Genomic DNA, 25,984 nt, shown 5'->3' with positions numbered 1-25,984 from the left:
ACTGAGACCGCGGTGGAACCACGCGCCGGAGGCCACCGGAACCGAATCGTTCCCCGGTGGCCGGGTCACGGGGAGCGCGGCCGCATCGACACCAGCTTCCCCCACACGACCAGCCGGTACGTGGACGTGAACTCCGGCGTACAGGTGGTCAGGGTGATGTAGTAGCCCGGCTCGGTGTAGCCGTACCCGGGTTTCACGACCGACCGCGGCACCGGCCGCAGGACGCCCGAGTCCCGGGCCGATGTCTGCGGCAGGGTCTTGTCGACGACGTACGAGTAGGTCGCCGCGTTCGTCTCCACCTCGATCGTGTCCCCGGCCCGCAGCCGCGGCAGCCGGCGGAACGGCTCCCCGTGCGTGTTCCGGTGCCCGGCGAGCGCGAAGTTGCCGGCCCGGCCCGGCTGCTGGGTGCCGGGATAGTGGCCGACGTACCCCTTGTTCAGGACCTGCTGCTTGTCGACGCCCTCCGCGACCGGCACCCGCAGCCCCAGGCGCGGAATGGTCAGGACGGCGTACGCCTGGGAACGGCCGGCCCCCGACGAACCGGTGTCGCCGGACGACCGCTGCCCGCCCGTGGCCCCTCCTTGGCTCGTCGGCGAGGGGGCGGGCGGCGTCACCGGAGCCGTATCGGTGCCCGCGGGCGCGGCGGCGGGACCACCGGAGTCCCACTCCCGCTCCAGCGCCTCCACCTGCCGCTCGGCGCCGCGCCTGGCCTCCCGGTTCGTCCACCACACCTGGTGCACCACGAGCAGCAGGAGCACCACCCCGACGGTCACCAGGACCTCGCCGCCGCTCCACACCACCCGGCGGTGCCGGGCACGCCGCCGCCGCGTGCCGTTCTCCACGACCGGCACCCCGCGAACCACACCGGAAGCCCGCATACGCAGTACGCCTCCTCACCGCCCCTTCCAGCCCCGCATGGCCCCCCACGGCCCCGGCTCGCCCACACACCCGAAACCGCCCGCACGATAGGCCCACGGCCGCCAACTCACCAGACCCGCGCCCCGACGCAGCACGGAGACCACCCCGCACCCGCACTTCAAAAAGGCTTTGTCAGGCCGGGCCGGCGGTGATGACGTACGCGATACACACCCGGCCCCACCCGCCCACGGACCCGCGGGTGGCCGTCCCCGCACCCGGCCGGACACCGATCCCGTGACCGGCGGACACCGCCGCCGCCCGGCCATCGCCCGGCGGCCCCGGCGCCCCGCCGGTCCCCTTGCCGCTCGCCCCTTCGGCCGACGGCAGTACGGTGTCCCCCATGCGCCCCGACACGCCCGCCGAGAACGCCGAGAACGCCGTAAACGTCGACCACACCGCCGAAGCGGCACGCCTGGAGCGGACCGCCGATCTGTATCCCGAGGACGCCGAAGCCCTGCTCGTCCGGGCCGCGGCCCACCGGGAACTCTCCGGCGACCGCCCCGCCGCGACCGCGCTCTACGACCGCCTGCTGTCCGCCCCGGACACCCTGGAGACCCCGCACCTGGTACGGGCCCTGAAGGCGTCGAACCTGTGGGAGTACGGCCATGAGGCGGAGGCCCGCGCCATCATCGACGGCATCCGCACCGCCGCGCCCCGGGACCCGGCCCCGTGGGTGATCGTGGCCGAGGCCCTGGAGTCCCACGACGAACTGGAAGCGGCGCACGAGACGTTCACCCAGGCCACGACGCTCCTGCTGACGGACGTCCCGGAACCCCCGTACGCCACCCACCCTCTCCTCTTCGGCCGCCACCGGGTCGGCCGCATGCTGGGCGCCCCCCACGACGACTGGGACGACCGGGCGGACGCCCTGCACTCGTCCTCCTCATCCTCCTCGGTGTCCCTGGACGAACTCCACGACCCCAAACGCGTGTGGGCCCTGGGCTCCGACAACCCCGCGGAACTGGAGGCGGAGATCTCCCGCCTGCGCGCGGAACTCGACGCCCACCGAGAGGCACTGTCCCGCCCGTTCCCGGTCGCGATCCTGCACTGGCCGGCCGACGAACTGGCGGAACTCCTGTCCGCCTACCCGTCCCTCACCGCCGAGTACCCGTCCCGGGACCAGCACCTGTCGACGATAGAAGCCGCCCTGCGCGAACTCGCATCCTCCGGCACGGCAAACCTGGGCATCGTCACGGGCACGGTCCCGTCGTACGAGGCATTCGCGGCGTCGGAGGCATCATCACCGACGCAGGCGGAACTGCTGCCGCAGTACGCAACGACACTGGCGGCCCGAGGACGAGCAACGGCCTGGCCGCCGGAGCGGGGGGCGGGGTGTTGGTGCGGGGCGGGGGCGTCGTATGAGGGGTGTCACGGAGCCTGAGAGAGCTGCCGATCACGGGGCTGAGCCGCGCCTGCGCCCCCGGCCGCGAACGCAACGAACCCGCAGGGCCACCCGGGCCATGGGCAGGCCGGCAGAATGCTCCCGTGCCAGGAGCAGTCCCATCTTCCTCCGCCGTATCCGCCCGGATGAGCCGACAGAGTTCACGCGACACGGCTCCAGAGGTCGCAGTGCGGAAACTCCTGCATGCCGCAGGGTTGCGCTACCGAGTGAACTTCCCGGTGCCTGGCATGCCACGCCGCACGATCGACATCGCGTTCAGTCGGGTGAAGGTCGCCGTATTTCTGGACGGTTGTTTCTGGCATGGCTGCCCCGAGCACGCCACCCATCCCAAGGCGAACGCCGAATGGTGGCGACAAAAACTTACAAAAAATATCATACGGGACCAGGAGACCACACGACATTTGGAATCGCAGGGCTGGACCGTCTTGCGATTCTGGGAACATGAAGTTCCAAAATCGATTGCAGAAGTCGTCGAAGAAACGTGGCTAAACTTCCGACAAGAAACATCTCGAACCATGAAGCATTCGAGCTAGTTCTTCATCCATAGGGATTTCCTTTGCCTGCACCTTTCGTTGAAGCACTATGCGGCTACCGCGACGGTCGGCCGAACACGTCCGACAAGAATGACTCAGGATCAATCGCTCTGGGCAAGATTTTCTACGAAGCGATGGGGATCGCGGAAGACGCAATTCCACCGGAGAGTAATGAAGACGGAAAGAAAACGACCGTTGGCCCACTGATGGCCACCTTGATGTCTTCCGATCTTCAACAGTATCTTAAAAATGAGGCATCACATCTCACGGTGGAACCCGAGAAGCCGTTTCCGATCTTTGAGCAGTTTACACACCTCAAAGCCGCACAAGATTTGCGCGGCGACATGGCGAAGGATGTGGAGCGGGCCGTCCGGGACTTGCAAAAGTACTCAGCCCGGGCGGGATTGAGCGAAGAGATACACAGCAAGCTGAGCGCACACCTCAGCAAGATTCGTGACGAAATTCAATCGGTCGAGGATCGGCGTCGGGAACTTCTGAACCTAATGGGTGAAGAATCACTTCTCAAGCTGGACATCACCGTCTCCAGGGATCTGCCCCAAACCTTGAATCCCTCCAAACCCCTGCGGCACCTTGTGGCCGGGCTGTCATTGAAATGGACCCTTCGGACCGACAGAGCCCAGGACTGCAGGAGCCAGGGCGCCAAGATGGCAGCGCTCCGCCGTGGCCGCATGCCGCACTTCGCCGCAGTGACGATGGAACCGAGGCCGGCGATGCTGGCACTCCTCGCGCGGGGGACCGGCGACATCGATTGCGTATACCACCTGCACCTTCCGGCCCTCTCCGATGCCCTGGATGAGTACTGTTCAGGAACGCGACACAAGGCCCGGATCGCCATCAGAGACAACTTCAGGCGTATGCGCGATCACCGGCGAATCCGCGACTACGACGAACTGCGGACGTACCTGAGCACACTGTGACAGGCCGCACCGAAGCCCACCCCGCTTCACGGCACCCCATCCCATCGCAGCCCCGGCACGGCACGTTGTCCTCACACCCATCAAGGGCAACTGTCAGTCCGTGGGATTAACCTGTCCACCATGGCTAAGCGCATCTCCATGATCGACCTGTTCGCAGGCTGCGGTGGCATGACCTCCGGCTTCGTCGCTGCAAAGGGGTACAAACCGGTCATGGCGGTCGAGTGGGACCTTCACGCTGCGGCTACCTACGCCGCCAACTTCGGTGAGTCGCACATGCGTTGGGGTGACATTCAGAACATCAAGGACAAAGAGATCCCAACGGCCGACGTGATCATCGGCGGCCCGCCATGCCAGGGATTCTCAAACTTGGGAACCAGAGACGTGAATGACCCACGGAACAAGCTCTGGAAGGAGTACATCCGCTTCGTCAGGCACGCCCGCCCCATGGTCTTCGTCATCGAGAACGTCGACCGGTTCCTCAAGTCGTCCGAGTTTTCCCTGCTCCAGGCCGAGGTTCGCCCCGGCGGCCTGCTGGAAGGCTACGAGTTGACCCACGGGCTATTGATGGCCGCAGACCACGGCGCGCCTCAGCGCCGCAAGAGGACCATCGTGATCGGGTCCCGCATCGGAAGGATCCCTCTCCCCGAGCCCACCCACGGCCAGGGCAATCCCATGGGATTGAAGAGTTGGCGTACGGTGCACGATGCGTTCGGCGAGAAGCAACTCCTCGACGTGCCCACCGTGAAAGCCCTACCCGATTCGACCGTTTCATTCTTCGGTCAGACAGTGCCGGGAATCTATAAGAGCGAGGACTTGCACATCGGGCGTACGCCCACCGAACTCTCGCTACTTCGGTACGCCCACATCCCACCTGGTGGTGGGCGTTTCGATCTACCTGAAGATCTTTTGCCCAACTGCTGGAAGAACAAGCCATCAGGAACCACTGATGTCATGGGCAGGATGCGATGGGACGAACCCTCGCTCACCATCCGAACCGAGTTCTACAAGCCTGAGAAGGGTCAGTATCTGCACCCCCAGTGGGAACCCGGGGTGGACGGCTACCGAGTGGATCGCCCCATCACCCATAGGGAAGCCGCGCTCCTTCAGACTTTCCCCGACAACTACCTCTGGTGCGGCACGAAGATCCAAATCGCGAAGCAGATCGGCAATGCTGTACCGACAGTCCTGGCACAGGCCATCGCGAATCAAATCAAGCCGTACATCTTGAGTGCCTAGTAGTCAATGGTGGGGGCCGGGTGGCGTTCATCATCCGGTCTCGCCACGACATAGGGAGTCGCGCCGATCCAGACCTGCGACCTGCTGTCACCGGGGCTTGGAGCGGGAACCAAACGCGTCGCAACCCATGTCCCCTTGTCCGGTATCGGAAGGCCCAGGGCTTTGGCCACACGAGGGCTTTCCTTCTGATGGCCGAGGATGATCACGCCTTCCGACGCGAGTCTCTGCCTTGCATCCCGCACTCGCTTCGGTGCATCCAACTGCTTGGCGACCGTCACCACAGCATTCCTGTCAACAATGCGGCCGTGCACACATCGGAAGAGTTGGTCGACCCTGTTCTGTCCCACAGGAGCTTGCTCCAGCGCTGTACGGATGGTCTGATCAAGCCCCAAGAGCAAATTACTCTTCAACTTGCCCTGCCTGATAAGCCACTTGACGCGACGTCGGCCCAGAAGAGAAATTGAGCGCTTCCCATCCTGATTCCCACCCCGGGTCAGAATATCCTCCGAGATGCGAACCAGACCAACTTTAAAGGTCGACTCCCTATCGTTTGCCGCCATCAGAAGGCAGAGGTGTCCCATCGCCTCGCGCGGGATCATCCACTTTCCCTCCAGCGAGAACTTTGCATCCACCTCTCGACCGCACACCCGATAGTCCATCACGTCACCGAGTGGTAAGTCGAAGGCCGCGCGGCAGACAATCTCGACCTTCGTGCCCAGGTAGGTCTTCTCGGTCTTCTCAAGCATGTCGACGTCGTACCGTCCGGTCCTCTGTCCGTCCAGTACTTCGTCGAGAGCCTGCCTGAATACAGATGAAAAACGACCTTCCAAGTCAGTGTGACCCCCGAACCACCGGGCCACGCCGTCGACATCACCGTCCTGGACGTGATGAGGAGTGGCCTCGCCAGCCCCTAGCGTCAAAGCGTTCGACTCGTCGAACAGAGCGTTCTCATCCATAGGCATGACACCACAATAGATCGCCGCGCCGGCGGTCCACTAGAGCATTTGTCGTCTTCAAATGATCTCGACCGATTGCTCATGGTCGCGGCGATACTCCTCGTCAACCATCCCGTGTGGACGAGGGGTTCGTCCTGTCCACCCAGTTCATAGCGGGGACGGACGCGGTCGAAGCCCCGGATGGTGCCGAACGGAACGGTGGTGAGGTTCCGTCCAGAGCCTGGCGTACATGCCCAAGTGGTACGCACTCAGGGCCACTATGCACACCCGTTTCCCTAGCGGGCCAAGGACGAACGTTCGAGGGGGATGCCTCAAGTGACCCGGGCACACACCGCGGCTCAACACCCCTCAAAGGGCGAGGAGCGCCCGGACGTGCGCATACCGCCTGAGTGACAAGGGTCACTTGGCCTGCGATACCTTGGGCCAGCCGGTCACGCTGGGGAGCGGTACGGCATCACCAACAACTGCGGCCTGATCCGCTATGGCGACGGATGCGGTCCATTTTCTCCGCATCGGCCCCGGGGGGGCCGCCCCCTACCAGACCCGTCAACCGTCCTGCCCGTCGCCAATGAGCGCTCGCACCTGCTCCAGTTCCGATGCCACCCTCAGCCATGTGTAGCCATTCAGGCCGGCCTCGGTACGCCGAGCAATCTCGTCAATGCGCCCAAGGACATGCTGCACAGCCTCTATGCCCGTTACCCCAGCAGGAGGTTCTAGTTCACTCCACCTGAGCTTGGCTGACGCGAGGACGATGCCATCCGCTACGTCGACGGTCAGCAAGAATTCTCTGCATGTGGGATCGGTGGCCAACGGCAAGACCTCCACATCGCCCAAGAAGCCCGCCTCCCTTGCGACCCGACAAAGCAGTCCCAGCGATTCAGGATCACGCCAGCCGAGATTCAAGCCGCTGGAAGAGCCAATGCCTTCGCCTCCATATTCTCCTTCCATCACACTCGCTCCGCCGAAATTTCCTCGAAGCGTACCTGCGCACTTTCGAGAGTATCTTCGGGGTCCAAGCCATGAGCCTGGACCCAGTGCAATAGATCTGCGATGAGCCCGACCGCCTCCTTGGCGGTTTGCAATACTGATGGGCTGTCAGACATGACTGAGCGACAGATTTGTTTGCCATACACGGTCAGCAACTCGTCGGCGCGGGATACGCGGTGATCCGAGACGTGACCGTGCGGCGACGTGAGCATAGTGGCCAACTCGCACCACGTGCCCTTCCACCTTGGAGTAAGGCGGACTCCCCACTTCTCGGAGATCGCGTCGACCAGGGCAAGTCCTCGCCCCCCTTCATCCTCACCCTCCGCCGACGTCTGCTCCGGGAGTTTCCCCAAGAAGGGGTCCTGAACCTCCAGACGCAGATTCGTACCCTCCATCGAGACGACGAGTCTGGCCTGAGTCCCGACACCCACATGCTTGATCACGTTGGTGGCGAGTTCACTGACGCAGAGTTGAGCAGGTTCCACCACACCCAGGAGACCCCAGTGAGTGAGATGCTGACGCAGGATTCTACGCAGGGCGGGCACTTCGTTGGGTAGCGCGATGAAGGAGACTTGCAACTCGGAGCGCGGTAGGCAGCTGTCGTGATTCACGAACAACCTCCGTGGTCTGGGTGGCCTGGTGTCCTGACAACAAGCGCAGCGATCAGTGGCCTGTCGCCCTCGCCCAGCCCTCCGCTCCCCGTACGGGAGCATCCAGCCAGGCATGACGATGCACTTCTGCTCGCTCCGTGCGATCAGATCGATACTCAACGTAGAGGGTCTGAGGTAAATTTGCCACTAGCTTCGGCAAATTAGCTCGATCGTGGTTCGCTCCGGCAAGACACGGCAGACTGCGGTGGAGCGCAGAGGAAGGAACGACATGCCCCCAAAGGCGGCCCCCACCCAGCGACAGAAGCGCTTGGGCCAGGAGTTGCGCAGGATGCGGCTAGCTGCAGGCATGTCTGCAGAGCACGCAGCAAAGCTTCTCGGCGTCGACCGCGGCAAGATCTCTTACATGGAGTCGGGCGTCCGGAACATCAGCGAGGAGCGTCTTCGCGCCCTCGCTCATCACTGCCAGTGTGCCGACGAGAAGTATTTGGCCGCTCTGGTCAGGATGGCCTCGACCGGCACCCAGGGATGGTGGGAGCAGTATCGAGGGTCTCTGCCGCAAGGGCTTCTGGACATTGCCGAGTTGGAAGCACAGGCCACTCGCATGCGGGCCGCCTGCACTGTTCACGTCCCGGGCCTGCTTCAAACGACTGCGTACGCTCTCGCGGTTTTTCGCGCCGTCCTCCCCTCCCTACCGGAACACGAGGTAGCCATGAGGACGTCCCATCGCAACCATCGCCAGGAGTTGCTCGCCACTCACTCCGCTCCCCCCTTCACCGGCATTGTGCATGAGGCGGCGCTGCGAATGCAGTTCGGAGGCCCCCAAGTCGCCCGCGAACAGCTCGCATACTTGCTTGCACAGTCGGAGAAGGACGGTGTGACGGTGTTGGTCGTACCCTTTGCTCATGGCGCCTTCCCCGGGGCAGGGCAGACCGTCCTGTACGCAGAAGGGCCGACCGAACAACTGGATACGGTTCAGATCGACAACTCACATGGCCCCGATTTCCTCTACGGGGATGCCGAGTTGGTCAAGTACCGTGCTCACTTGGACCGGATGGAGGACCTCGCGCTGTCCCCCGAGAGCTCCAGAGACTTCATCCATACACTCGCCCATGACCTCTAGTGGAGGCATCGTGCCCAAAATCCAGTGGGAAGACCCGTTCTGCGGGGAAGGCAACTCATGCTTCCGAATAGGCGTTGATGAGATCGGCAACGCCTACGTAGCCGTACACGGCCAGGAGGACCGTTTCATCACCGACAGCCGGGACGCCTTGCGAACCATGATTCTGGACATCAAGGCTGGAAAGGCAGACCACCTCCTCAAGTGAGTCCGCTCCGCGGCTGACGGACCGGACAAGTCATCGTCCACAGCCGCACGCATGCACCGGAGCCGAGCCGGATGCGGCGCGCCTCTGCCTGCTCAGCCACCAGGATGCGCAAGTTCAGGACGCCAGCCTCATACAACACGTCAACGCGGCCGCACCGAGGCTCTCGTCGAGGAAGGGCGAGTGAAGATTCCAGCGGACGGGTCAACCGCGAGCAGCTCCGGGATGATGGGGACATACTTACGGCGCTCGGCGCGGCCGTTGAGGACGTTGGTTCGACGTCCAGCCCGAACATCTTGATGCGCCCGAGATGTCGAAACGGACGAAAAAGTCGTCCACGAACCGGTGGGTATCCGCCACCGGCTTCTTCTCGCGTAGTCCTGTGGGGAGAGTTGAGCCGACCTGACTCATGTTTAGCCTTGCGCGTGGCCCCGGCGTTAGCTCAGGAACAGTGACAAAAGGAGGCAGACATGGCCAAGGTTCCCAGTTCGGTGATTGCCGCGGGTGGGCTCGTCGGAGGATACGGCGTTGCCCGTTGGACGAAGAAGCGGCAGCTCGGTGGGGCCGTGCTGGCCGTCGCGGGGGCCGCTGCCGCGCAGCAGTGGCACAGGGCGGCCGGGGCGAAGGCCGCGGGGGCGCTCGGCGTCGCCTATGTCGCCGCCTTCGCCGGGTCGCATCCGCTGGCGAAGAAGGTCGGCGCCTGGCCGTCCGTCTTCGGGGCCGCTGGGGCTGTCGCCCTCGCCTCCTGGGCCGTCGCCGACCGGCGGGCCTGAGCAGCGCATGACCTGAGCAGCACATGACCTGAGCAGTGCTTGGCCCGAGCAGTACGTGGCCTGGGTAGTACGGGTCGGGTCTTGAGCAGCACGGCCCCCGAGCAGTGCGGGTCGCGCGTGGTGCCGGGCTCCGTACGGAGGTGAGTCGGTGCGGTGCCGTTCGGCAGTCCGTCAGCTCGGTCCGGAGCCGACCGGCGCTCGGACACCGGCCGCCCTCTCACCACCAGCACCGGCAGCAGCAGCGGCACCAGCGACCGGGCCCGGGCCCGGAGCCGGATCCGTCCCGGTCGTTCCGCTCGTCCGGAACGCCCTCCGGTATGACTGAGGGCTCGTCCCCACCACTCTTCTGAAGCGTTCGCGGAAGGCCGTCGGGGAGCCGAAGCCCGCCTGTAGCGCGATGCGTTCCACCGGGTGTGCCGTCGTCTCCAGCAGGTACTGGGCACGCCGTACCCGCGCCCGGTGCAGCCACTGGAGCGGAGTCGTGCCCGTCTGCTCGCGGAAGCGGCGGTTCAGGGTGCGGGTGCTCATGCCCGCCCTGGCGGCGATGTCCTCCAGGGTGAAATCCTGGTCGCAGTGGTCCTCCAGCCACTCCAGGAGCGGTTCGAGGGTGGCGCCGGCGGGGGCCGGAGGCAGGTCGTGGACGATGAACTGGGCCTGGCCACCCTCCCGTTCGAGCGGCATGACGGACAGGCGGGCCGCGTGCGCGGCGACCGCGGAACCGTGGTCCTTGCGGATCAGGTGCAGGCACATGTCCATCGCGGCCGCGGCGCCCGCCGAGGTGAGGAACTGGCCGTTGTCGACGTACAGGACGTTCGGGTCGACGGTGATGCCCGGGTACATCGCGGCCAGGTGGTGGGCCGCGACCCAGTGTGTCGTCGCGCGCAGGCCGTCCAGCAGGCCCGTCGCCGCGAGGACGAACGCGCCGGCGCAGACCGACGCGATGCGCGTGCCGTTCGCCGCCGCCGCGCGCAGCGCGTCCACCACCTCGGGCGGCGGCGGAACCGTCGGGTCCGCGACGCCGGGAACGATGATGGTGTCGGCCTCCGCGAGCGCTTCGAGGCCGTAGGGCGCCCGCACCGTGAACGCGCCCGCGCTCACCTCCGCCGCCGGGGAGCAGACCCGTACCCGGTAGGCCGCGCGGCCGTCCGGCAGCCGGGCGAAGCCGAAGGTGTCGATCGGTGCGGAGAAGTCGAAGGGGATGACCTGGTCCAGGACGAGTACGGCCACGGTGTGCATGGCAGGAACGTAGCGTACGCCGGGTTGTCGCCAAGCGGATGGGATGAGGAGGGAGGGCAGTGAAGGGCAGCGGAGGGCAGGAGGGCCAGGCAGGGGGGGGTGGCGAGAATCTGTTCAGCTGTGGCACTACTGCCTCTTCTGTGGCTTCGGCGGTCCGTCTAGCGTCCTGCCGTGACCAAGTTCCTGCTCGCCGTCCACGTGCTCGCCGCCATCGTCGCCATCGGTCCCGTCACCGTCGCCGCCAGCATGTTCCCGCCCGCCGCGCGCCGGGCCCTCGCCGCCCCGGACGACCCGCGGGCCACCGGGACCGTCGCGGTGCTGCACCGTATCTGCCAGGTGTACGGCCTCGTCGGCGTCGTCGTGCCCGTGTTCGGGTTCGCCACCGCGAGCGCCATGGGAGTGCTCGGCAGCGCCTGGCTGATCGCGTCGATCGTGCTGACCGTGCTCGCCGCCGTCGTCCTGATCGCGTTGGTGCTGCCCCGGCAGGATGCGCTGGTGGCGGGCTCCGGTACGGCGGAGACGACCGTGCGGCTCGCCATGTTCACCGGGATGTTCAACGTCCTGTGGGCGGTCGTGACCGTCCTGATGATCGTCCGGCCGGGGTCGACCACCGGCGCGTGAGCCGGCCGGCCATGATCTCCCCGGAGAGCGGGGCGCGGGCCGTCAGTCCGCCGCCGTCAGGGGGCGCGCGATGTCCTCCAGGGCGCGCCGCTGCGCCGGTACCGCCAGGGCCGCCGCGACCAGCCCGGCCGCGCACATCAGGGCCGCGCCGACCTGGAAGGCGATGACCGTGTCGCCGACCCGGCCGGTGCCGGTGAGTTCGGCGAACAGCAGCGGGCCGCTGATCCCGCCGGCCGCGGTGCCGAGGGCGTAGAAGAACGCGATGGCCATCGCCCGGGTCTCCATCGGGAAGATCTCGGAGACGGTCAGATAGGCGCTGGAGGCGCCCGCCGACGCGAAGAACAGCACCGCGCACCAGCACGCCGTCAGGGTGAGGGCGCTCAGCGTGCCCCGGCCGAACAGCCAGGCCGTGCCGAACAGCAGCACTCCGGAGAGCAGATACGTCGAGGAGATCATCACCCGGCGGCCCACGGTGTCGAAGAGTTTGCCGAGCAGCAGCGGGCCGAGGAAGTTGCCGACCGCGATGACGGCGAAGTAGTACCCGGTGTCACCGGTGGGGACGGCGAAGAACGTGGTCAGGATCGTGCCGAAGCCGAAGGTGATCGCGTTGTAGAGGAACGCCTGGCCGATGAAGAGGGCGAAGCCGAGGACCGCGCGTCTGCGGTAGTCGTGGCAGATGGTGCGGGCGATCTCCCGGAAGGTGATGCCGCTGCGCTGGCGGATGACCAGTTCGCGGCGCGGCCGGGGCAGCGGCTCGCCCCGCTGCGCGGTGATCCGCCGCTCGACGGCGGCGACGGTCCGTTCCGCCTCCTGTTCCCGGCCGTGGATCAGCAGCCAGCGGGGACTTTCGGGGACGTGCCGTCGTACGAGGAGGATGACCAGGGCGAGTACGGCGCCCAGCGCGAAGGTCAGCCGCCAGCCGACGTCGGCGGGCAGGAGGTCGGTGTTCAGCGCGACGATCGACAGCAGCGAACCGCCGACGGCGCCCAGCCAGAAACTGCCGTTGACGAGCAGGTCGACCCGGCCGCGGTAGTAGGCCGGGATCAGCTCGTCGATCGCCGAGTTGATGGCCGCGTACTCGCCGCCGATGCCGAAGCCGGTCAGGAACCGGAAGAGGAAGAACCACCAGGAGGAGAAGGAGACCGCGGTCAGCGCGGTGGCGGCCAGATAGACCCCGAGGGTGATCATGAAGAGTTTCCGGCGGCCGTAGCTGTCGGTCAGCCGGCCCCAGAACAGGGCGCCGGAGCAGGCACCGGCCACATACAGGGCGGCGGCCACACCGGTGACCTCGCCGGAGGTGATCGCCAGCCCGCTGCCGGGTTCGGACAGCCGGCTCGCGATGTTGCCGACGATCGTCACCTCCAGGCCGTCCAGGATCCAGACGGTGCCCAGGCCGATCACGATCGTCCAGTGCCAGCGCGACCAGGGCAGACGGTCCAGCCTGGCGGGTACGGCGGTGGTGACGGTCCGGCCTGCGGCGGCCTCGGCAGCGGGCATGGGCACGGGCTCCCTCGTCGTCGCGGCGTCGCGACGACGGCACGCCGCGACACCGGGACAACGAGTCACGTCCCGATCCGTCGCCGCTTCCGGGTCCCCGTGCCCCGACGCGCCGTCGAAGGACCCGGGCGACCCGGCCGACCTGCCCGGCCCGCCAGGGCTTCAAGGTCAACTCATGGCCCCTTTGAGGCGTATCCGTCATCCCCCGCGCATCGCCGGCACCCCGGCCCGGACCCGGGGCCGGCCAGGCCGACGCAGCAATCAACGCCCGCCACGCCGCCGGTGCGGCCGGCGTCGTCCTCGCCCCCGCCGGCCCCGACGCCCTATGGCCTGTTTCGGCTCACTCGCTCGCGCCCTTGCCCCCCGCCCCTGATACGACACCGCCGGACGCTGCCGGGCGGAGGATCTCCGACGGGGTGCGGCCGACGAGGGTGCGCGCCGTGCGGGTGAGGTGTGGCTGGTCGGCGAAGCCCGCGAAAGCGGCCGCGGCGGCCGCGGACTCGGCCGGCAGTTCGGTCATGGCGGTGCGCAGCATGGCCCACAGCCGTAGCCGCGGGAGCGGGATCCCCACCCAGTCGCGGACGAGGGTGCGCAACCGCGGCTGGGAGAGCCCGACCTGGGCGGCGACCGCGCCGATCGTGGCGGTGGACCCAGGACGGGTGATCTCCCGCACCGCGTAGGCGACCCTGGAATCGAGTGAGGTGCCCGCTCTGGCGAGAGTCGCGAGCTCGGCACGGGCCGCGTCCAGGTCGGCATCGGGGCCGGGACGGTCGAGGGCCGCGAGCACGCGGTGGGTCGCGGTCTCGCTCAGGCGGGTCGGGTCGGTGCCGAGCGCCAGCTCCCACGGGTCCAGGAAGAGGGCGACGTAGGCCGACGAGACGGCACAGGTGTGGGCCAGCTGCGGCGGCACGATCACGCCGGCCGCGGCGACGGTGCGGTTGCCGTCGTAGCCGACCTCGACACCACCGCCGAGCGCGAGCACGATCTTCCACGCTGGGTGCCGATGGGGGCGTACCCGAAAGGCGCCGGACTCGGCGAACATCGTCGCCGCCGGGCCGGACGCGAAGTGGAGGCGGCGATCGATTCGTTCAAGCGTCCACGCCTGGGTCGGCGGCACCATCATGGCATGCATTCTATTCCGGCCATCGCCCTGGCAGCCTTCCTGATAGTCAACGGCGTCGCGCACTTCGTTCGCCCGGACTACGTCCGCCGGCTGGTCCCTTCCTGGCTGGGCCGCGCACGACTGCTCGTCGCCGCGGGCGGGGTTGCGCTGATCATCGACAGTGTTCTCCTCCTCGTGCCGCGGAGCCGAGCAGCGGGCGGGTGGATCGCCGCGGCAATGATCTTGGTCTTCGTCGTCGCGCATCTCGATGGGCTGGCACGGGCCGTGACGGAGAGGCCGCGCCGTGCTCGCGGGTTGGCGAGCGCAACCGTCAAGGTGCTTCTCAACTTCGCCTACATTGGTTGGGCCGTCGCTGTGGCGACGACGGCTTGAGCCTGGCCGCCGAGGCCACCCGCGCTCAAGGCCGCAGGTCGACACCGCGATAGCCCTCCGCCCAGGGCAGATTCGCCGACTGTCGCGAGTTCGCATCCGGTGGAACAGGCAGCGCTCGGAACGTCCATGTCAGATCGGGCGCCAAGAGGAAGATCACTCCGTGGCGTCGTTTTTTCGGCGAGAGCTACGGGAGACCCCCTACAAGGCTTCCCTCTCCGTCACCGACGTCTACGCGCCGCATTACCCCACGTCAGAATCCTTCTGAACACTTCTGCGGTCGGTAAACCGGACGGCGCCGTCGCAGCGAAACCGTACAAGCTGCTGGTCCAGGCCCTCGGCCGGTCGTCGAAGGTGGCCATCGCGAAGTACGCACGGAGGAGGAGCGGCCCCTGCCTGAGGTGGCCGAGCCCGAGCAGGCGCCGGGTCAGCTGCTCGACCTGATGGCGGCGCTCCGGAACGCTAGGGTGCATACGGTTCGTGGTCAGTGAGTGAAACCTGACAACCCGCCCTCTTCAACGGCCACTCCGGAAGCCCTCCTGCATGTCGATTGACGACCCGGGCGGCGCGGGTGAACCGGGCGGCCCGGGTGGGTTCCCCACCGTCGCCCGGCGCCGCCGGCCCGTGCCGTCGCCCCGGCTACCCGCCGAGCGCCCGCGACAACGTGTAGATCAACAGGCCGGCCAGGGAACCCACCACCGTGCCGTTGATCCGGATGAACTGCAGGTCGCGGCCGATGTGGGCCTCGATCTTGCGGGTCGTGTGCTCGGCGTCCCAGCCGGCCACGGTGTCGGTGATCAGGGAGGTGATCTCCTTGCGGTACGTCGTCACGACGTGCACGGCCGCGTCCTCGACCCAGCTGTCGACCTTCTCCTGGATGTTCGGCTCGGTGGCCATGCGGGCGCCCAGGGACAGCAGCGAGGCACGGACGCGCAGCCGCAGCTCGCTGCGCTCGTCCTCGGCCGCCGAGACGATCATGGACCGTACGGCCGTCCAGGCGGAGGCGATCAGGTCCTGGACCTCGCCGCGGCCCAGCACCTCCCCCTTCATCCGCTCCACGCGCGCCCGGGTGTCCGTGTCGGACTGCAGGTCGGAGGCGAAGTCGCCGAGGAAGCGGTCGAGCGCCCCGCGCGCGGGGTGGGAGGGCATGTCCCGCATCTCGGTGACGAAGCGCAGCAGTTCCTTGTAGACCCGTTCGCCGACCTTCTTGTCGACGAAGCGCGGGGTCCAGCCGGGGGCACCGCCCTGGACGGCGTCCATGACCTGCTCGTCGTGGAGTACGAGCCAGTCGTGCGCCCGGCCGACGATCAGGTCCACGAACCGCTTGTGGCCGCCGTCCGCGACGATCTTCTCCAGCATCTTGCCCATGCCGGGGGCGATCTCCTGGGCGTCGGCACGGCGCGTGATGGCCTCGCCGACCACCGCCTGGACATCGGAGTCCCGCAGTACGGTCAGGGCGCCGCGCAGGGCCGTCGCCAGCTCCGCGGTCACCCGGTCCGCATGGTCGGGCTCGGCCAGCCAGGCGCCGAGTCTGCTGCCGATGCCGACGCTGCGCAGCCGCTGCCGTACGACGTCCCCGGAGAGGAAGTTCTCGCCGACGAACTCGCCGAGCGACACCCCGAGCTGGTCCTTCTTGGTCGGGATGATCGCGGTGTGCGGGATGGGCAGGCCCAGGGGATGGCGGAAGAGGGCGGTGACCGCGAACCAGTCGGCGAGCGCGCCGACCATACCGGCCTCGGCCGCCGCGGCGACATAGCCCGCCCAGGGGCCCGCGCCCGAGTTCCCCGCCCATCTCGCGAGGACGTACACCACGGCCACGAGCAGGAGGAGACTGGTCGCCGTGAGCTTCATGCGCCGCACACCGCGCTGCCGCTCGGCGTCGGCCGGGGTGAACGAGGTCATGGCGCGGTAGGTGCGCGACGCGGCGGACTCGGGCGCCACCTTGCCCGTCGTCCTTCCCGCCGCGGTCCCCGTCTCGGCCCGGCCCGACACGGTGCCCGTCTCCGCGCCGCCCGGCGCGGTCCCCGTCTCCGCCCGGCCCGGCACGGCGCCCATCTCCACGGCGGTCCGCGACTTCGTCGTACCCGCCGCGGTACCCGCCGCGGTACCCCTCTCCGCCGTACCTGCCGCCGCGCCCGCCGCCCCCGTGCCCGTCTCCGCCGCCCCCGTGCCTGTCTCCGTCACACCCGCCGCAGCCGCTGAGTCAGGCGCAGACATGGCAGCCGTGGCAGACGGAAGTGCCGGGTCCGCCGCTCGCGCTCGGTCGGGCCGCCCGGCGTCCTCCGCCACATGCGCCGCGTCGGGCCGCCCGGCGTCCTCCGCCGCACGCGCCCGGTCGGACCTCCCCGCGTCCTCCGCCACACGCGCCCGGTCAGCCGTGCGTGCCTGCTCAGACGTACCGGTTTGGTCCGGTGTGCGCGCCGCGGTACCTTCTTGCGCGCCGTCCTCCGTGCCGTCCATTCGCTCCACCCGTTCGGTGATCCCGCACACATTGTCCCTTCCTGACCGACTCCTGGAACGGAACAAGAGTTCCCGTCGTCCGTCTGCGCGGGGGTTTGGACAGGGCCCTGTCAGATCACCCCGGTCCATGACACATCATGGGCTCGTCGGATCGGAGCCCGGGCTCCCTTCGCCGAGGAGAACACCACAAGCATGACCAGGCGTTCTGGATACGTCCTGCTCAGTGCGGTCGTCGCACTGGTCGTGGGGCTGTTCGCCGCCCTCTGGGCCGGTGTCGCCGCGGACGACGGCCTGCCCCGTGCCGCCGTGGCCTCGCACCGTCCCCACCACGGCCCCACGGCCGCCGCCCCCGCCTCCGCGGGCACCTGGGTGGCCACCTGGTCCGCCGCGCCGGCGGGCGCCGAGCCGGGTACGGAGACACTGGGCATGGCGGGCCGTTCGGTGCGCAACGTGGTGCACACCAGCGTGAGCGGCGGCAGCGCCCGCATCACCCTGTCCAACCTCTACGGCCGGTCGGCGCTGATCCTCACGCACGCGTCCATCGCGGTCGCGGCCGCCGACGGCAGCGCGACCGCCGCGGCGGGGACGATGCGGCAGCTCACCTTCGGCGACGGCACCGGTGTGGTGATCCCGCCGGGCGGCCAGGTGCTCAGCGACGCCGTACGGCTGGCCGTCCCACGCGACGCGGACATCCTGGTCACCACGTACTCGCCCAGCGCGTCGGGTCCGGTCACCTGCCATCCGCAGGCGCGGCAGCTCTCCTACCTCGCGCAGGGCGACCGCACCGAGGACCCGACGGCCGCCCCCTACACCGGGCGGACCTCGGTCTGGCGCTATCTGACGGCCGTGGACGTGCTGAGCAACGAGTCCGACGGCACGGTCGTCGTCCTCGGCGACTCGCTCACCGACGGGGTCACCGCCACCGAGAGCGCCGATCACCGCTGGACCGACTTCCTCGGGCGGCGGCTGCGCGAGGCCGTCGAGAACGGCGGCGACGTGCCCCGCTACAGCGTCGTCAACGAGGGCATCAGCGGGAACCAGGTGCTGGCGGACGGGTTCGGCCGGCCCGCCGACAACCAGAGCGGGCTCGACCGCTTCGAACGGGACGTCCTCGACCGTACGAACGTCAAGATCGTCGTCATCGACCTGGGGGTCAACGACATCCTCCGCAACCCGCGGCTCGCCGACCCCGGCAAGATCGTCGACGGGCTCCGCGCGCTGGTCGGCCGCGCCCACGCCCACGGCCTCAAGGTCGTCGGCGCCACCCTGATGCCCTTCGCCGGCCACCGGGGGTCGACCCCCGCCCGTGAACTGGTCCGCCAGGAGATCAACGCCCGGATCCGGGCGGGCGGGGTCTTCGACGCGGTGGTCGACTTCGACGCGGCGCTGCGGGACCCGGCAGATCCGGGCCGGCTCCGCCCCGCGTACGACTCGGGCGACCATCTGCACCCCGACGACCGGGGCTACCGGGCGATGGCCGAGGTCTTCGACCTGCGGGACCTCAAGGGCGCGGGCCGGGCGGCGCTGTAGCCGACCGGGCACGGCGGCCGGGGCGGGCACAGCGACGGCCGGGGCGGGCACAGCCGCCGGGGCGGGCTCAGCGACGGCCGGGCACAGCCGCCGGGGCGGGCTCAGCGACGGCCGGGCCGGGCACAGCCGCCGGAACCCGGCCCTCAGTTCTCGCCGTGGCGGCGCCGCTCCCGGTCGTCCCGGTCGTAGTGGTGGCCGTACCCGCCGTGTCCGCCGTGCCCGCCCTCGGACAGCTCGCGCCGCTCCGCGCGCCGGTCCAGCCGCTGCTGCCGGCGCTCCTCCTTCAGCCGCTGCCGCTCCGCGCGGGTGACCTTGCGCTCCACGCCGACACCACCCCAGAAGGCGAAGCCGGTCACGATCACCCGTGGACCGCCGGGGTCACCGAGCACGCCCTCCTCCCGGTGGTCGAAGCCGCCCATGATGCCGATCCCGCGGACCACGACCTCCACCCCGGGCCCCACGACGACCTGCATACCGCCCATGATCGCGATGCAGTTGATCACGACCTCGCGGTCCGCGAAGTCCGCCTCCCGCAGATCGATCTCGCCGCCGCCCCAGAAGGCGAAGCTGTTGAAGCGGCGCGGCACGGTCCAGCGTCCCTTGCGCTGGAACCCGGACATCACGGCGACCGCCCAGGACGAGGAGCCCTCGCCACCGACGATCCGGCCCGTCCAACTCCCGTTCGGTGCAGGCTCCTTGCGCATGGAGACCGCGGGCGGCGGCGCCACCGTGCCGCTCGCGGGCAGGTCCTTGGTGATCGGGGCCAGCTCCCCGTACGTGCGCGCCTTGTAGGCGGCGTCGAGCCGTTCGCCGAACTCCTCCATGTCGAGCCGCCCTTCCGCGAGGGCGTCCCGCAGGATCTCGGCGACCCGCTCACGATCGGCGTCGGAGGCGCGCAGCTCCGGGGCTTCGTCGGTCATACCGAGCAGCCTACGAGTTCCCCCGGGTCCAGGGCTACGAGACGACCGTGCCCACGAGACGGCCGTGCGGCCCCGGGTCCGACGAGCCGGCCGGGGCCGGAAACGGTGGCTACGGCACCGCTCCCTGCGCCTCCCCGGCGTACATCCGGGCGATCACCTGCTCAATGTCCGGTTCCCGCACCGACAGGTCGGCCAGCGGGTAGGCCGCGGCGATCCGCGCCACCAGCGGCGCCGCCGACGCGGACGCCGGGAAGGCCAGCCACTGCCGCGGCCCCTCCACCTTGGTCACCCGGGCCCCGGGCACCTCGATCGGCGGGACCTCCCGCTCCAGGTCCACCACCAGGGTCCGCTCGCCCTCCGCCACCTCGTGCAGTCCGGTGAGCGGGCCGTCGTAGACCAGCCGCCCGTGGTCGATGACCATCACCCGGGAGCACAACTGCTCGATGTCCTGGAGGTCGTGCGTGGTCAGCAGCACGGTCGTGCCCCGGTCGGCGTTGAGCGAGCGCAGGAATTCCCGCACCTTGGCCTTGGAGACGACGTCGAGGCCGATCGTCGGTTCGTCGAGGTAGAGCACCTCGGGGTCGTGCAGCAGCGCCGCCGCGATGTCGCCGCGCATCCGCTGGCCGAGCGAGAGCTGGCGCACCGGTACGTCCAACAGGTCGGCCAGTTCCAGGAGTTCGACGCAGCGGTCGAGGTTCTCGCGGTAACGCCGGTCGGGGATGCGGTACATCCGGTGCACCAGCCGGTAGGAGTCGATCAGCGGCAGGTCCCACCACAGCGTCGTACGCTGCCCGAACACCACCCCGATGCGCTGCGCGAGCCGCCTGCGCTCACGGGCGGGTTCGATGCCGGCCACCCGCAGCCGCCCGCCGCTAGGCGTCAGGATGCCCGTGAGCATCTTGATCGTGGTCGACTTTCCGGCGCCGTTCGGGCCGATGTAGCCGACCATCTCGCCGCGCGCCACCGTGAAGGAGATCGAGTCGACCGCCCGCACCTGACGCCGCTCCCGCCGCAGGAAACCGGCCTTCCTGCGGACGTCGAAGACCTTCTCCACGCCGTCCAGCTCGATGAAGGGGACAGGGTCGACGGCGGCCACGGATCGATCCCGGTCGACGAGGTCCGCGGACGGATCCCGGTCCACGGGGTCTGCGGGGTCTGCGGGGTCTGCGGGGTCTGCGGGGTCCGCGGGGTCCGCGGAAAGTTCCCGGTCGACGAGGTCCGCGGACGGATCCCGGTCGCCGCCGTCGGCGGGAAGGCCCCGCCCGGCGGAAAGGCCCCCCTCGCCCGAAAGGCCCTGCCCGCCGCCGTCGACGGAGGGGCCCCGGCCCGTGGACCGGTCCCCTCCGGTGAAGTCGCCGTCCGTCACGCGCTAACTCCCTGTACTCCGGTAGGAACGAAGCCCCGCCCGCCACGCGAGACCGGCCAGCACACAGCAGACCGCCGCCACCAGCGGCGACGCGAACGCCGTCCACCCCGGCAGGCCGAGCGGATAGGGCCGGCCCAGCAGCCGGCTCGCCGGCACCCAGTTCACGAAGGCCAGCGGCAGCATGAACGTCACCCCGCGCACGAAGTCCTTCCCGAACACGCTCGGCGGGTACTGCAACAGCGTGGTACCGCCGTAGGTGAACGCGTTCTGCACCTCGGCCGCGTCCTGCACCAGGAACTGGAAGGCGCCGCCCGCCACGAACACCGCGCAGAAGATGGCCGCACCGCTGACCAGCATCACCGGCACCAGCAGCACCTTGCCCACGGTCCAGTCGACGTGCACGGCGGCCAGCGCGTAGCCCAGCACCAGCGCGCCCTGGGTGACCCGGCCCAGCCGACGCGGCGCGAAGCGGTCCGCGCCGACCTGGGCGAGCACCGGAGCGGGCCGCACCAGCAAGGTGTCGACGGAACCGTCACGGATCCGGGCGCCCAGCGCGTCCATCGAGCCGAGCACCAGATCCGCCACGCCGAACGCCGTCGCGGACAGCCCGTACAGGAGCGCGACCTCCGGCAGCGACCAGCCGCCCAACGTGTCGACCTGCGAGAACATCAGCAGGATCGTGACGACGTCCAGCCCGGTCACCACCAGGTTGCCGGCCAGCGTCAGGGCGAAGGACGCGCGGTAGGCCATCGTGGACCGGATCCACATCCCGGCGATCAGCCGGTAGGCCCGCAGCCCGTCCAGGGCACGGCTGTGCTCACCCACCCTGCACCACCACCCGCCGCGTCGCCGCCGACTGCATCAGCCGCCCCGCCGCCAGCAGTGCCACCGCCCACGCCGCCTGGAACGCGTAGGCGCCCAGCGGATCGGCCTCCCCCATCAGCACGTCCGCCGGCATCTGCAACTGCGCCGCCCACGGCAGGGCCCGCACCACGTCGCCGAACCCGCCCGGGAAGACATTGAGCGGCAGCGTCATCCCGCTGCAGAAGACCCCCGTGACCATCAGGACCTGCGACACCCCCATGCCGTCCAGGAACCAGAACACGCTCAGCGCCGCGAGGTAGCGGATGCCGAAGCTGACGACCATCGCCAGCACGAGGGCGACCAGGAAGGCCGCCCAGGAAGTGACGTCGCGCGGCAGCGCCATCGGAAAGAACAGCGCGCCGAAGACGAACGGGATCACGCCCCGACCCAGCAACTGGAACAGCGACCGCCCCAAGTCGCCTGCCAGCCACCACAGTTGCAGATCCGCCGGCCGGTACAGGTCGATGGCGATCGCGCCCGTGCGGATCCGCTCCATCAGGTCTCTCTCGACGCCGCCGCCCTGGATGGCGAGGGTCGCGTACAGGCACTGCCCGAGCCACACATAGGTCACGGCCTGTGTCTGGTCGTATCCGCCCAGGTGCGGTCTCTCGTCCCACAGGGCCAGGTAGGTGTACACGAGGATGATCCCGAAACAGGTGTTGGTGAACACCCCGGCCGCGGTCGCCGCCCGATACGTCGCGTATCGTCGGAAACCGCCTGCTGCGACGGCCGCATACAACCGTCCCGCGCCCACTCCCACCGACCTCCCGGACCGCCCGACACCGAACGCAGGAGCCTAGTGGGCGGGCGATGTGGCGGACCACGCATTTTTCCCTGCGGAAGCGCGCCGGAATCCGGGAACGGAACGCCGGGTGCGAGAGTCTTCAACAGGGGGCGCAGAAGGCGTTACGAGGGCGTACGGGAACGTACGACGCGAAACAGGAGTCCGTGCAAGAGATGAGCGACGAGCCGCAGCCGCAGCAGCCGACCGACGGCTTGGCACCGGGAGAACCGCAGGGGGCACCCGACACGGGGGGCAAGAGGCCCAAACGCACCGGCTGGCGCCGCCTCCTGCCGACCTGGCGCATGGTGCTCGGCACGACCGTCATCGGCGTCCTGCTGCTCGTCGGCCTGTTCTTCCTCGGCTACTCCCTGGTGAAGATCCCCCCGGCGAACGCCCTCGCCACCAAGCAGAGCAACGTCTTCCTCTACGCCGACGGCAGCCAACTGGCCCGCGACGGCGAGGTCAACCGGGAGAACGCCACCCTCGCCCAGATCTCCAAGGACGCCCAGCACGCCGTACTCGCCGCCGAGGACCGCGACTTCTACAGCGAGTCCGCCATCGACCCGAAGGCGATGCTCCGGGCCGGCTGGAACACCGCCACCGGCAAGGGCAAGCAGTCCGGCTCGACGATCACCCAGCAGTACGTGAAGAACTACTACCTGGCGCAGGAGCAGACCGTCACCCGCAAGGTGAAGGAGTTCTTCATCTCGATCAAACTCGACCGCACGGAGTCCAAGGACCAGATCCTGGAGGGCTACCTCAACACCAGCTACTTCGGCCGCAACGCCTACGGCATCCAGGCCGCCGCGCAGGCGTACTACGGCGTGGACGCGAAGGACCTCGACCCGGCCCGCGCCGCCTACCTCGCCGCGCTCGTCAACGCGCCCAGCGAGTACGACGTCATCGCCCACCCCGAGAACAAGACCAAGGCCGTGGACCGCTGGAACTACGTCCTGGACGGCATGGTCAAGAAGGGCTGGCTCAGCCAGTCGGACCGGACCGGCCTGAAGTTCCCGATGCCGAAGGAACAGACGACGTCCACCGGACTGTCCGGACAGCGCGGCTACCTCGTCGAAGCGGTCAAGCACTACCTCACCACGAACGACATCGTCAGCGCCGACGAACTGGCCGCGGGCGGCTACCGCATCACCACCACCCTGGAGAAGGACAAGCAGAACGCCCTCGTCAAAGCGGTCGACGACCAGCTGATCTCCAAGCTGGACAAGAAGAACCGCAAGGTCGACACCTACGTCCGCGCGGGCGGCGCCTCCGTCGACCCGAAGACCGGCAAGGTCGTCGCGATGTACGGCGGCATCGACTACGTCAAGCAGTACACCAACGGCGCCACCCGCGGTGACTTCCAGGTCGGCTCCACCTTCAAGCCGTTCGTGTTCACCTCGGCGGTGGAGAACGGCTCGTCCACCCAGGACGGCCAGCCCATCACCCCGAACACCTACTACGACGGCACCGACAAACGGCCCGTCCAGGGCTGGAGCGGCGGCACCTACGCCCCCGAGAACGAGGACAACGTCTCCTACGGCGACATCACCGTGCGCACCGCCACCGACAAGTCCGTCAACGCGGTGTACGCGCAGATGGCCGTCGACGTCGGCCCGGCCAAGGTCAAGCAGACCGCGATCGACCTCGGCATCCCCTCCGACACCACCGACCTCCAGCCCTACCCGTCCATCGCGCTCGGCACGGCCAACGCCAGCGTGCTGGACATGGCCGAGGCGTACGCCACCCTCGCCAACCACGGCGAACGCCCCGCCTTCAGCCTGGTCGCCAAGATCACCAAGGACGGCACCGAGAACGTCCAGCTGCCCGACGAACAGACCAAGCAGGCCGTCAGCCGCGAGGCCGCCGACACCACCACGTCGATCCTGCGGAGCGTCGTCGACAACGGCACCGCGACCGCGGCCAAGGCCGCCGGCCGCCCCGCCGCGGGCAAGACCGGCACCGCCGAGAGCGACACCGCCGCCTGGTTCGCCGGCTTCACCCCCGACCTCTCCACGGTCGTCGCCGTCATGGGCCAGGACCCGGTGACGGCCAAGCACATGCCGCTCTACGGCGCGCTCGGCCTCCCCCGCATCAACGGCGGCGGCCCGTCCGCCGAGATCTGGGCCCAGTACACCCGCGACGCCCTCCAGGGCGAACAGGCCGCCGACTTCCACCTCCGGCTGGAACCGGGCGCCGACCGCACCCTGCCGCCCAGCGCGCCCTCCTCGTCCCAGCCCGGCACCGGCGACCCGAGCGTCGGCAACGCCACCGGCACCACCGGAACGCCCGGCACCACCGGCACCGGCGGCCAGGGCGACCACGGCCAGACGCAGGGCCAGACCACCTCCGGCCAGGACACCGGCGGCACCGGCACGACCGGCGGCGGCACCGGCACCGGCGGCACCGACGCCGGAACCGGCACCGGCGGCACCACGACCGGCGGCGGCACCGACGCCGGAACCGGCACCGGCGGCACGGGCAGCACCGGCGGCTCGGACGGCGCCGGATCGGGCGGCGGCGCCCCCGGCGGCACGGCCGACGGCGGCACCGCGTCCGGCGGCGCCCCCGGCGACCCGGGCGGCACCGGCACGACCGGCACGGTGGGGCCGATGTCCGAGTTCACCAGGAGGCAGTGACCGGCGCCGGGCCCTCCGGGCACCCGGTCAGTGACCGGAGGTCGCCTTCAGACCCACCACGGCGACCAGCAGCAGACAGACGAAGAAGATCCGGGCGGCGGTGACGGGCTCCCCCAGCACCACCATGCCGAGCACCGCCGCCCCGGCCGCCCCGATGCCCACCCACACGCCGTAGGCGGTACCGATGGGCAGGGTCTTCGCGGCGTACGAGAGCAGCACCATGCTGGCGACGATGCCGGCCCCGGTGAACACACTGGGCACCGGCCGGGTGAAACCGTCGGTGTACTTCATACCGATCGACCAGCCCACTTCGAGCAGACCGGCGACGACGAGCAGAACCCAGGCCATGACGGGCACCTCCGGGACATACGCACTGACTGACGGGGGTGCGTCGTCTTTGCCTGCGTCCCGGTACGGCGCGTCTCGTCGGGCTCCTTCAAAGCTAGCAAAACAACGGCCGGAGGGGCCGGTGACGAAGGTCACCGGCCCCTCCGGCCGTCGAATCACAGACTTCCCGGAGCTTGCTACAGATACAGGCCGGTGGAGTCCTCCGAGCCCTCGAACCGGTCCGCGGCCACCGCGTGCAGATCGCGCTCGCGCATCAGCACATACGCGACACCCCGCACCTCGACCTCGGCCCGGTCCTCCGGGTCGTACAGGACCCGGTCGCCCGGCTCCACGGTCCGGACGTTCTGCCCGACCGCGACGACCTCGGCCCAGGCCAGCCGACGGCCCACGGCCGCGGTGGCGGGAATCAGGATGCCGCCGCCCGAACGCCGTTCGCCCTCGCTGGTGTCCTGCCGCACGAGGACCCGGTCGTGCAGCATCCGGATGGGCAGCTTGTCGTGCTGGGAGCTGCTGCTGTGCTCGTTACTTTTGGCGCTCACGCCTTCGAACCTACC

At 68.9% G+C, this 25,984-nt stretch carries 25 protein-coding genes, 1 pseudogene and 1 riboswitch; of the genes and pseudogenes, 12 read left to right on the top strand and 14 right to left on the bottom strand.

Annotated elements, in window-relative coordinates; genetic code table 11:
- Nucleotides 1-65: 65 nt before the first annotated feature.
- Nucleotides 66-878, bottom strand: coding sequence for a class E sortase (locus ACFY2B_RS25435; protein ID WP_390765372.1), 813 nt, complete (start codon nucleotides 876-878; stop codon nucleotides 66-68).
- Nucleotides 879-1,258: 380 nt separating this feature from the next.
- Here ACFY2B_RS25435 and ACFY2B_RS25430 point away from each other — a divergent pair, with 380 nt between their 5' ends.
- The 4 genes from ACFY2B_RS25430 to ACFY2B_RS25415 all read left to right on the top strand — a co-directional run bounded on the left by ACFY2B_RS25430 (nucleotide 1,259) and on the right by ACFY2B_RS25415 (nucleotide 5,027).
- On the top strand, nucleotides 1,259-2,299 hold the full coding sequence (locus tag ACFY2B_RS25430) for a hypothetical protein (RefSeq protein ID WP_390765371.1): 1,041 nt from the start codon (nucleotides 1,259-1,261) through the stop codon (nucleotides 2,297-2,299).
- 146 nt (nucleotides 2,300-2,445) lie between these two features.
- Nucleotides 2,446-2,853 (top strand): very short patch repair endonuclease, encoded by a 408-nt coding sequence (locus ACFY2B_RS25425; protein WP_390765433.1) that lies wholly within the window; start codon nucleotides 2,446-2,448, stop codon nucleotides 2,851-2,853.
- Between the two features lie 23 nt (nucleotides 2,854-2,876).
- Complete coding sequence (locus ACFY2B_RS25420) at nucleotides 2,877-3,791, top strand: NgoMIV family type II restriction endonuclease (RefSeq protein ID WP_390765370.1); 915 nt, start codon at nucleotides 2,877-2,879, stop codon at nucleotides 3,789-3,791.
- A gap of 120 nt (nucleotides 3,792-3,911) precedes the next feature.
- Nucleotides 3,912-5,027, top strand: coding sequence for a DNA cytosine methyltransferase (locus tag ACFY2B_RS25415; RefSeq protein WP_390765369.1), 1,116 nt, complete (start codon nucleotides 3,912-3,914; stop codon nucleotides 5,025-5,027).
- On the opposite strand, the gene ACFY2B_RS25410 is transcribed toward ACFY2B_RS25415, so the two are convergent.
- The 3 genes from ACFY2B_RS25410 to ACFY2B_RS25400 all read right to left on the bottom strand — a co-directional run bounded on the left by ACFY2B_RS25410 (nucleotide 5,024) and on the right by ACFY2B_RS25400 (nucleotide 7,581).
- Entirely contained in the window at nucleotides 5,024-5,989 is a 966-nt protein-coding gene (locus ACFY2B_RS25410; protein WP_390765368.1) for a NaeI family type II restriction endonuclease, read from the bottom strand. The genes ACFY2B_RS25415 and ACFY2B_RS25410 overlap by 4 nt on opposite strands.
- A gap of 540 nt (nucleotides 5,990-6,529) precedes the next feature.
- Nucleotides 6,530-6,931 carry a hypothetical protein gene (locus tag ACFY2B_RS25405; RefSeq protein WP_390765367.1) on the bottom strand — a complete coding sequence of 134 codons (402 nt, stop codon included), beginning with the start codon at nucleotides 6,929-6,931 and terminating at the stop codon, nucleotides 6,530-6,532.
- Nucleotides 6,931-7,581 (bottom strand): ATP-binding protein, encoded by a 651-nt coding sequence (locus ACFY2B_RS25400; protein WP_390765366.1) that lies wholly within the window; start codon nucleotides 7,579-7,581, stop codon nucleotides 6,931-6,933. The genes ACFY2B_RS25405 and ACFY2B_RS25400 overlap by 1 nt, the downstream gene beginning before the upstream one ends.
- 268 nt (nucleotides 7,582-7,849) lie before the next feature.
- Between ACFY2B_RS25400 and ACFY2B_RS25395 the strand changes: the two genes are divergently transcribed.
- The 3 genes from ACFY2B_RS25395 (at nucleotide 7,850) to ACFY2B_RS25385 (ending at nucleotide 9,676) form a co-directional block, all read left to right on the top strand.
- Complete coding sequence (locus tag ACFY2B_RS25395; protein ID WP_390765365.1) at nucleotides 7,850-8,701, top strand: helix-turn-helix domain-containing protein; 852 nt, start codon at nucleotides 7,850-7,852, stop codon at nucleotides 8,699-8,701.
- 10 nt (nucleotides 8,702-8,711) lie between these two features.
- The gene (locus ACFY2B_RS25390; RefSeq protein ID WP_390765364.1) at nucleotides 8,712-8,906 is read left to right on the top strand and encodes a hypothetical protein; all 195 of its coding nucleotides are present in this window, start codon (nucleotides 8,712-8,714) and stop codon (nucleotides 8,904-8,906) included.
- Nucleotides 8,907-9,373: 467 nt separating this feature from the next.
- Nucleotides 9,374-9,676 (top strand): hypothetical protein, encoded by a 303-nt coding sequence (locus ACFY2B_RS25385; protein ID WP_390765363.1) that lies wholly within the window; start codon nucleotides 9,374-9,376, stop codon nucleotides 9,674-9,676.
- Between the two features lie 171 nt (nucleotides 9,677-9,847).
- Here ACFY2B_RS25385 and ACFY2B_RS25380 read toward each other — a convergent pair whose 3' ends face one another.
- A complete protein-coding gene (locus tag ACFY2B_RS25380; RefSeq protein WP_390765362.1) occupies nucleotides 9,848-10,912 on the bottom strand; it encodes a GlxA family transcriptional regulator in 1,065 nt (354 codons plus the stop codon).
- Between the two features lie 171 nt (nucleotides 10,913-11,083).
- Here ACFY2B_RS25380 and ACFY2B_RS25375 point away from each other — a divergent pair, with 171 nt between their 5' ends.
- Nucleotides 11,084-11,533 carry a hypothetical protein gene (locus ACFY2B_RS25375; protein ID WP_376523871.1) on the top strand — a complete coding sequence of 150 codons (450 nt, stop codon included), beginning with the start codon at nucleotides 11,084-11,086 and terminating at the stop codon, nucleotides 11,531-11,533.
- Nucleotides 11,534-11,575: 42 nt separating this feature from the next.
- On the opposite strand, the gene ACFY2B_RS25370 is transcribed toward ACFY2B_RS25375, so the two are convergent.
- Together ACFY2B_RS25370 and ACFY2B_RS25365 are read right to left on the bottom strand one after the other, a co-directional pair.
- Nucleotides 11,576-13,030 carry an MFS transporter gene (locus ACFY2B_RS25370; protein ID WP_390765361.1) on the bottom strand — a complete coding sequence of 485 codons (1,455 nt, stop codon included), beginning with the start codon at nucleotides 13,028-13,030 and terminating at the stop codon, nucleotides 11,576-11,578.
- A 340-nt stretch (nucleotides 13,031-13,370) separates the two neighbouring features.
- The gene (locus ACFY2B_RS25365; protein ID WP_390765360.1) at nucleotides 13,371-14,153 is read right to left on the bottom strand and encodes a helix-turn-helix domain-containing protein; all 783 of its coding nucleotides are present in this window, start codon (nucleotides 14,151-14,153) and stop codon (nucleotides 13,371-13,373) included.
- Nucleotides 14,154-14,156: 3 nt separating this feature from the next.
- Here ACFY2B_RS25365 and ACFY2B_RS25360 point away from each other — a divergent pair, with 3 nt between their 5' ends.
- Nucleotides 14,157-14,525: a hypothetical protein gene (locus ACFY2B_RS25360; protein ID WP_390765359.1), complete on the top strand. Its 369-nt coding sequence runs from the start codon at nucleotides 14,157-14,159 to the stop codon at nucleotides 14,523-14,525.
- A gap of 285 nt (nucleotides 14,526-14,810) precedes the next feature.
- A pseudogene (locus tag ACFY2B_RS25355) lies at nucleotides 14,811-14,903 on the top strand (Ku protein); the annotation flags it as partial.
- Between the two features lie 258 nt (nucleotides 14,904-15,161).
- On the opposite strand, the gene ACFY2B_RS25350 reads toward ACFY2B_RS25355, so the two are convergent.
- Complete coding sequence (locus ACFY2B_RS25350) at nucleotides 15,162-16,424, bottom strand: DUF445 domain-containing protein (RefSeq protein WP_390765432.1); 1,263 nt, start codon at nucleotides 16,422-16,424, stop codon at nucleotides 15,162-15,164.
- A 750-nt stretch (nucleotides 16,425-17,174) separates the two neighbouring features.
- Here ACFY2B_RS25350 and ACFY2B_RS25345 point away from each other — a divergent pair.
- A complete protein-coding gene (locus ACFY2B_RS25345; protein ID WP_390765358.1) occupies nucleotides 17,175-18,512 on the top strand; it encodes an SGNH/GDSL hydrolase family protein in 1,338 nt (445 codons plus the stop codon).
- 143 nt (nucleotides 18,513-18,655) lie between these two features.
- On the opposite strand, the gene ACFY2B_RS25340 is transcribed toward ACFY2B_RS25345, so the two are convergent.
- From ACFY2B_RS25340 to ACFY2B_RS25325, 4 genes are all read right to left on the bottom strand, one after another.
- A complete protein-coding gene (locus tag ACFY2B_RS25340) occupies nucleotides 18,656-19,432 on the bottom strand; it encodes a DUF1707 domain-containing protein (RefSeq protein WP_390765357.1) in 777 nt (258 codons plus the stop codon).
- 109 nt (nucleotides 19,433-19,541) lie between these two features.
- Nucleotides 19,542-20,528: an ATP-binding cassette domain-containing protein gene (locus ACFY2B_RS25335; protein WP_390765431.1), complete on the bottom strand. Its 987-nt coding sequence runs from the start codon at nucleotides 20,526-20,528 to the stop codon at nucleotides 19,542-19,544.
- 273 nt (nucleotides 20,529-20,801) lie between these two features.
- Nucleotides 20,802-21,566: an ABC transporter permease gene (locus tag ACFY2B_RS25330; RefSeq protein ID WP_390765430.1), complete on the bottom strand. Its 765-nt coding sequence runs from the start codon at nucleotides 21,564-21,566 to the stop codon at nucleotides 20,802-20,804.
- A 49-nt stretch (nucleotides 21,567-21,615) separates the two neighbouring features.
- Nucleotides 21,616-22,416 carry an ABC transporter permease gene (locus ACFY2B_RS25325; RefSeq protein ID WP_390765356.1) on the bottom strand — a complete coding sequence of 267 codons (801 nt, stop codon included), beginning with the start codon at nucleotides 22,414-22,416 and terminating at the stop codon, nucleotides 21,616-21,618.
- Nucleotides 22,417-22,619: 203 nt separating this feature from the next.
- Between ACFY2B_RS25325 and ACFY2B_RS25320 the strand changes: the two genes are divergently transcribed.
- Complete coding sequence (locus tag ACFY2B_RS25320; RefSeq protein ID WP_390765355.1) at nucleotides 22,620-25,082, top strand: transglycosylase domain-containing protein; 2,463 nt, start codon at nucleotides 22,620-22,622, stop codon at nucleotides 25,080-25,082.
- 27 nt (nucleotides 25,083-25,109) lie between these two features.
- Here ACFY2B_RS25320 and ACFY2B_RS25315 read toward each other — a convergent pair whose 3' ends face one another.
- Together ACFY2B_RS25315 and ACFY2B_RS25310 are read right to left on the bottom strand one after the other, a co-directional pair.
- Nucleotides 25,110-25,430 carry a DMT family transporter gene (locus ACFY2B_RS25315; RefSeq protein WP_389008278.1) on the bottom strand — a complete coding sequence of 107 codons (321 nt, stop codon included), beginning with the start codon at nucleotides 25,428-25,430 and terminating at the stop codon, nucleotides 25,110-25,112.
- Between the two features lie 37 nt (nucleotides 25,431-25,467).
- Nucleotides 25,468-25,529: riboswitch (guanidine-III (ykkC-III) riboswitch) on the bottom strand.
- Nucleotides 25,530-25,606: 77 nt separating this feature from the next.
- The gene (locus ACFY2B_RS25310) at nucleotides 25,607-25,969 is read right to left on the bottom strand and encodes a GroES family chaperonin (protein ID WP_376523860.1); all 363 of its coding nucleotides are present in this window, start codon (nucleotides 25,967-25,969) and stop codon (nucleotides 25,607-25,609) included.
- Nucleotides 25,970-25,984 lie beyond the last annotated feature (15 nt).

This window comes from Streptomyces sp. NPDC001270 (assembly GCF_042896695.1).
Lineage (GTDB): Bacteria > Actinomycetota > Actinomycetes > Streptomycetales > Streptomycetaceae > Streptomyces.
Note: the sequence above shows the minus strand (reverse complement) of the source record. Positions and strands in the feature narration are given on the sequence as shown.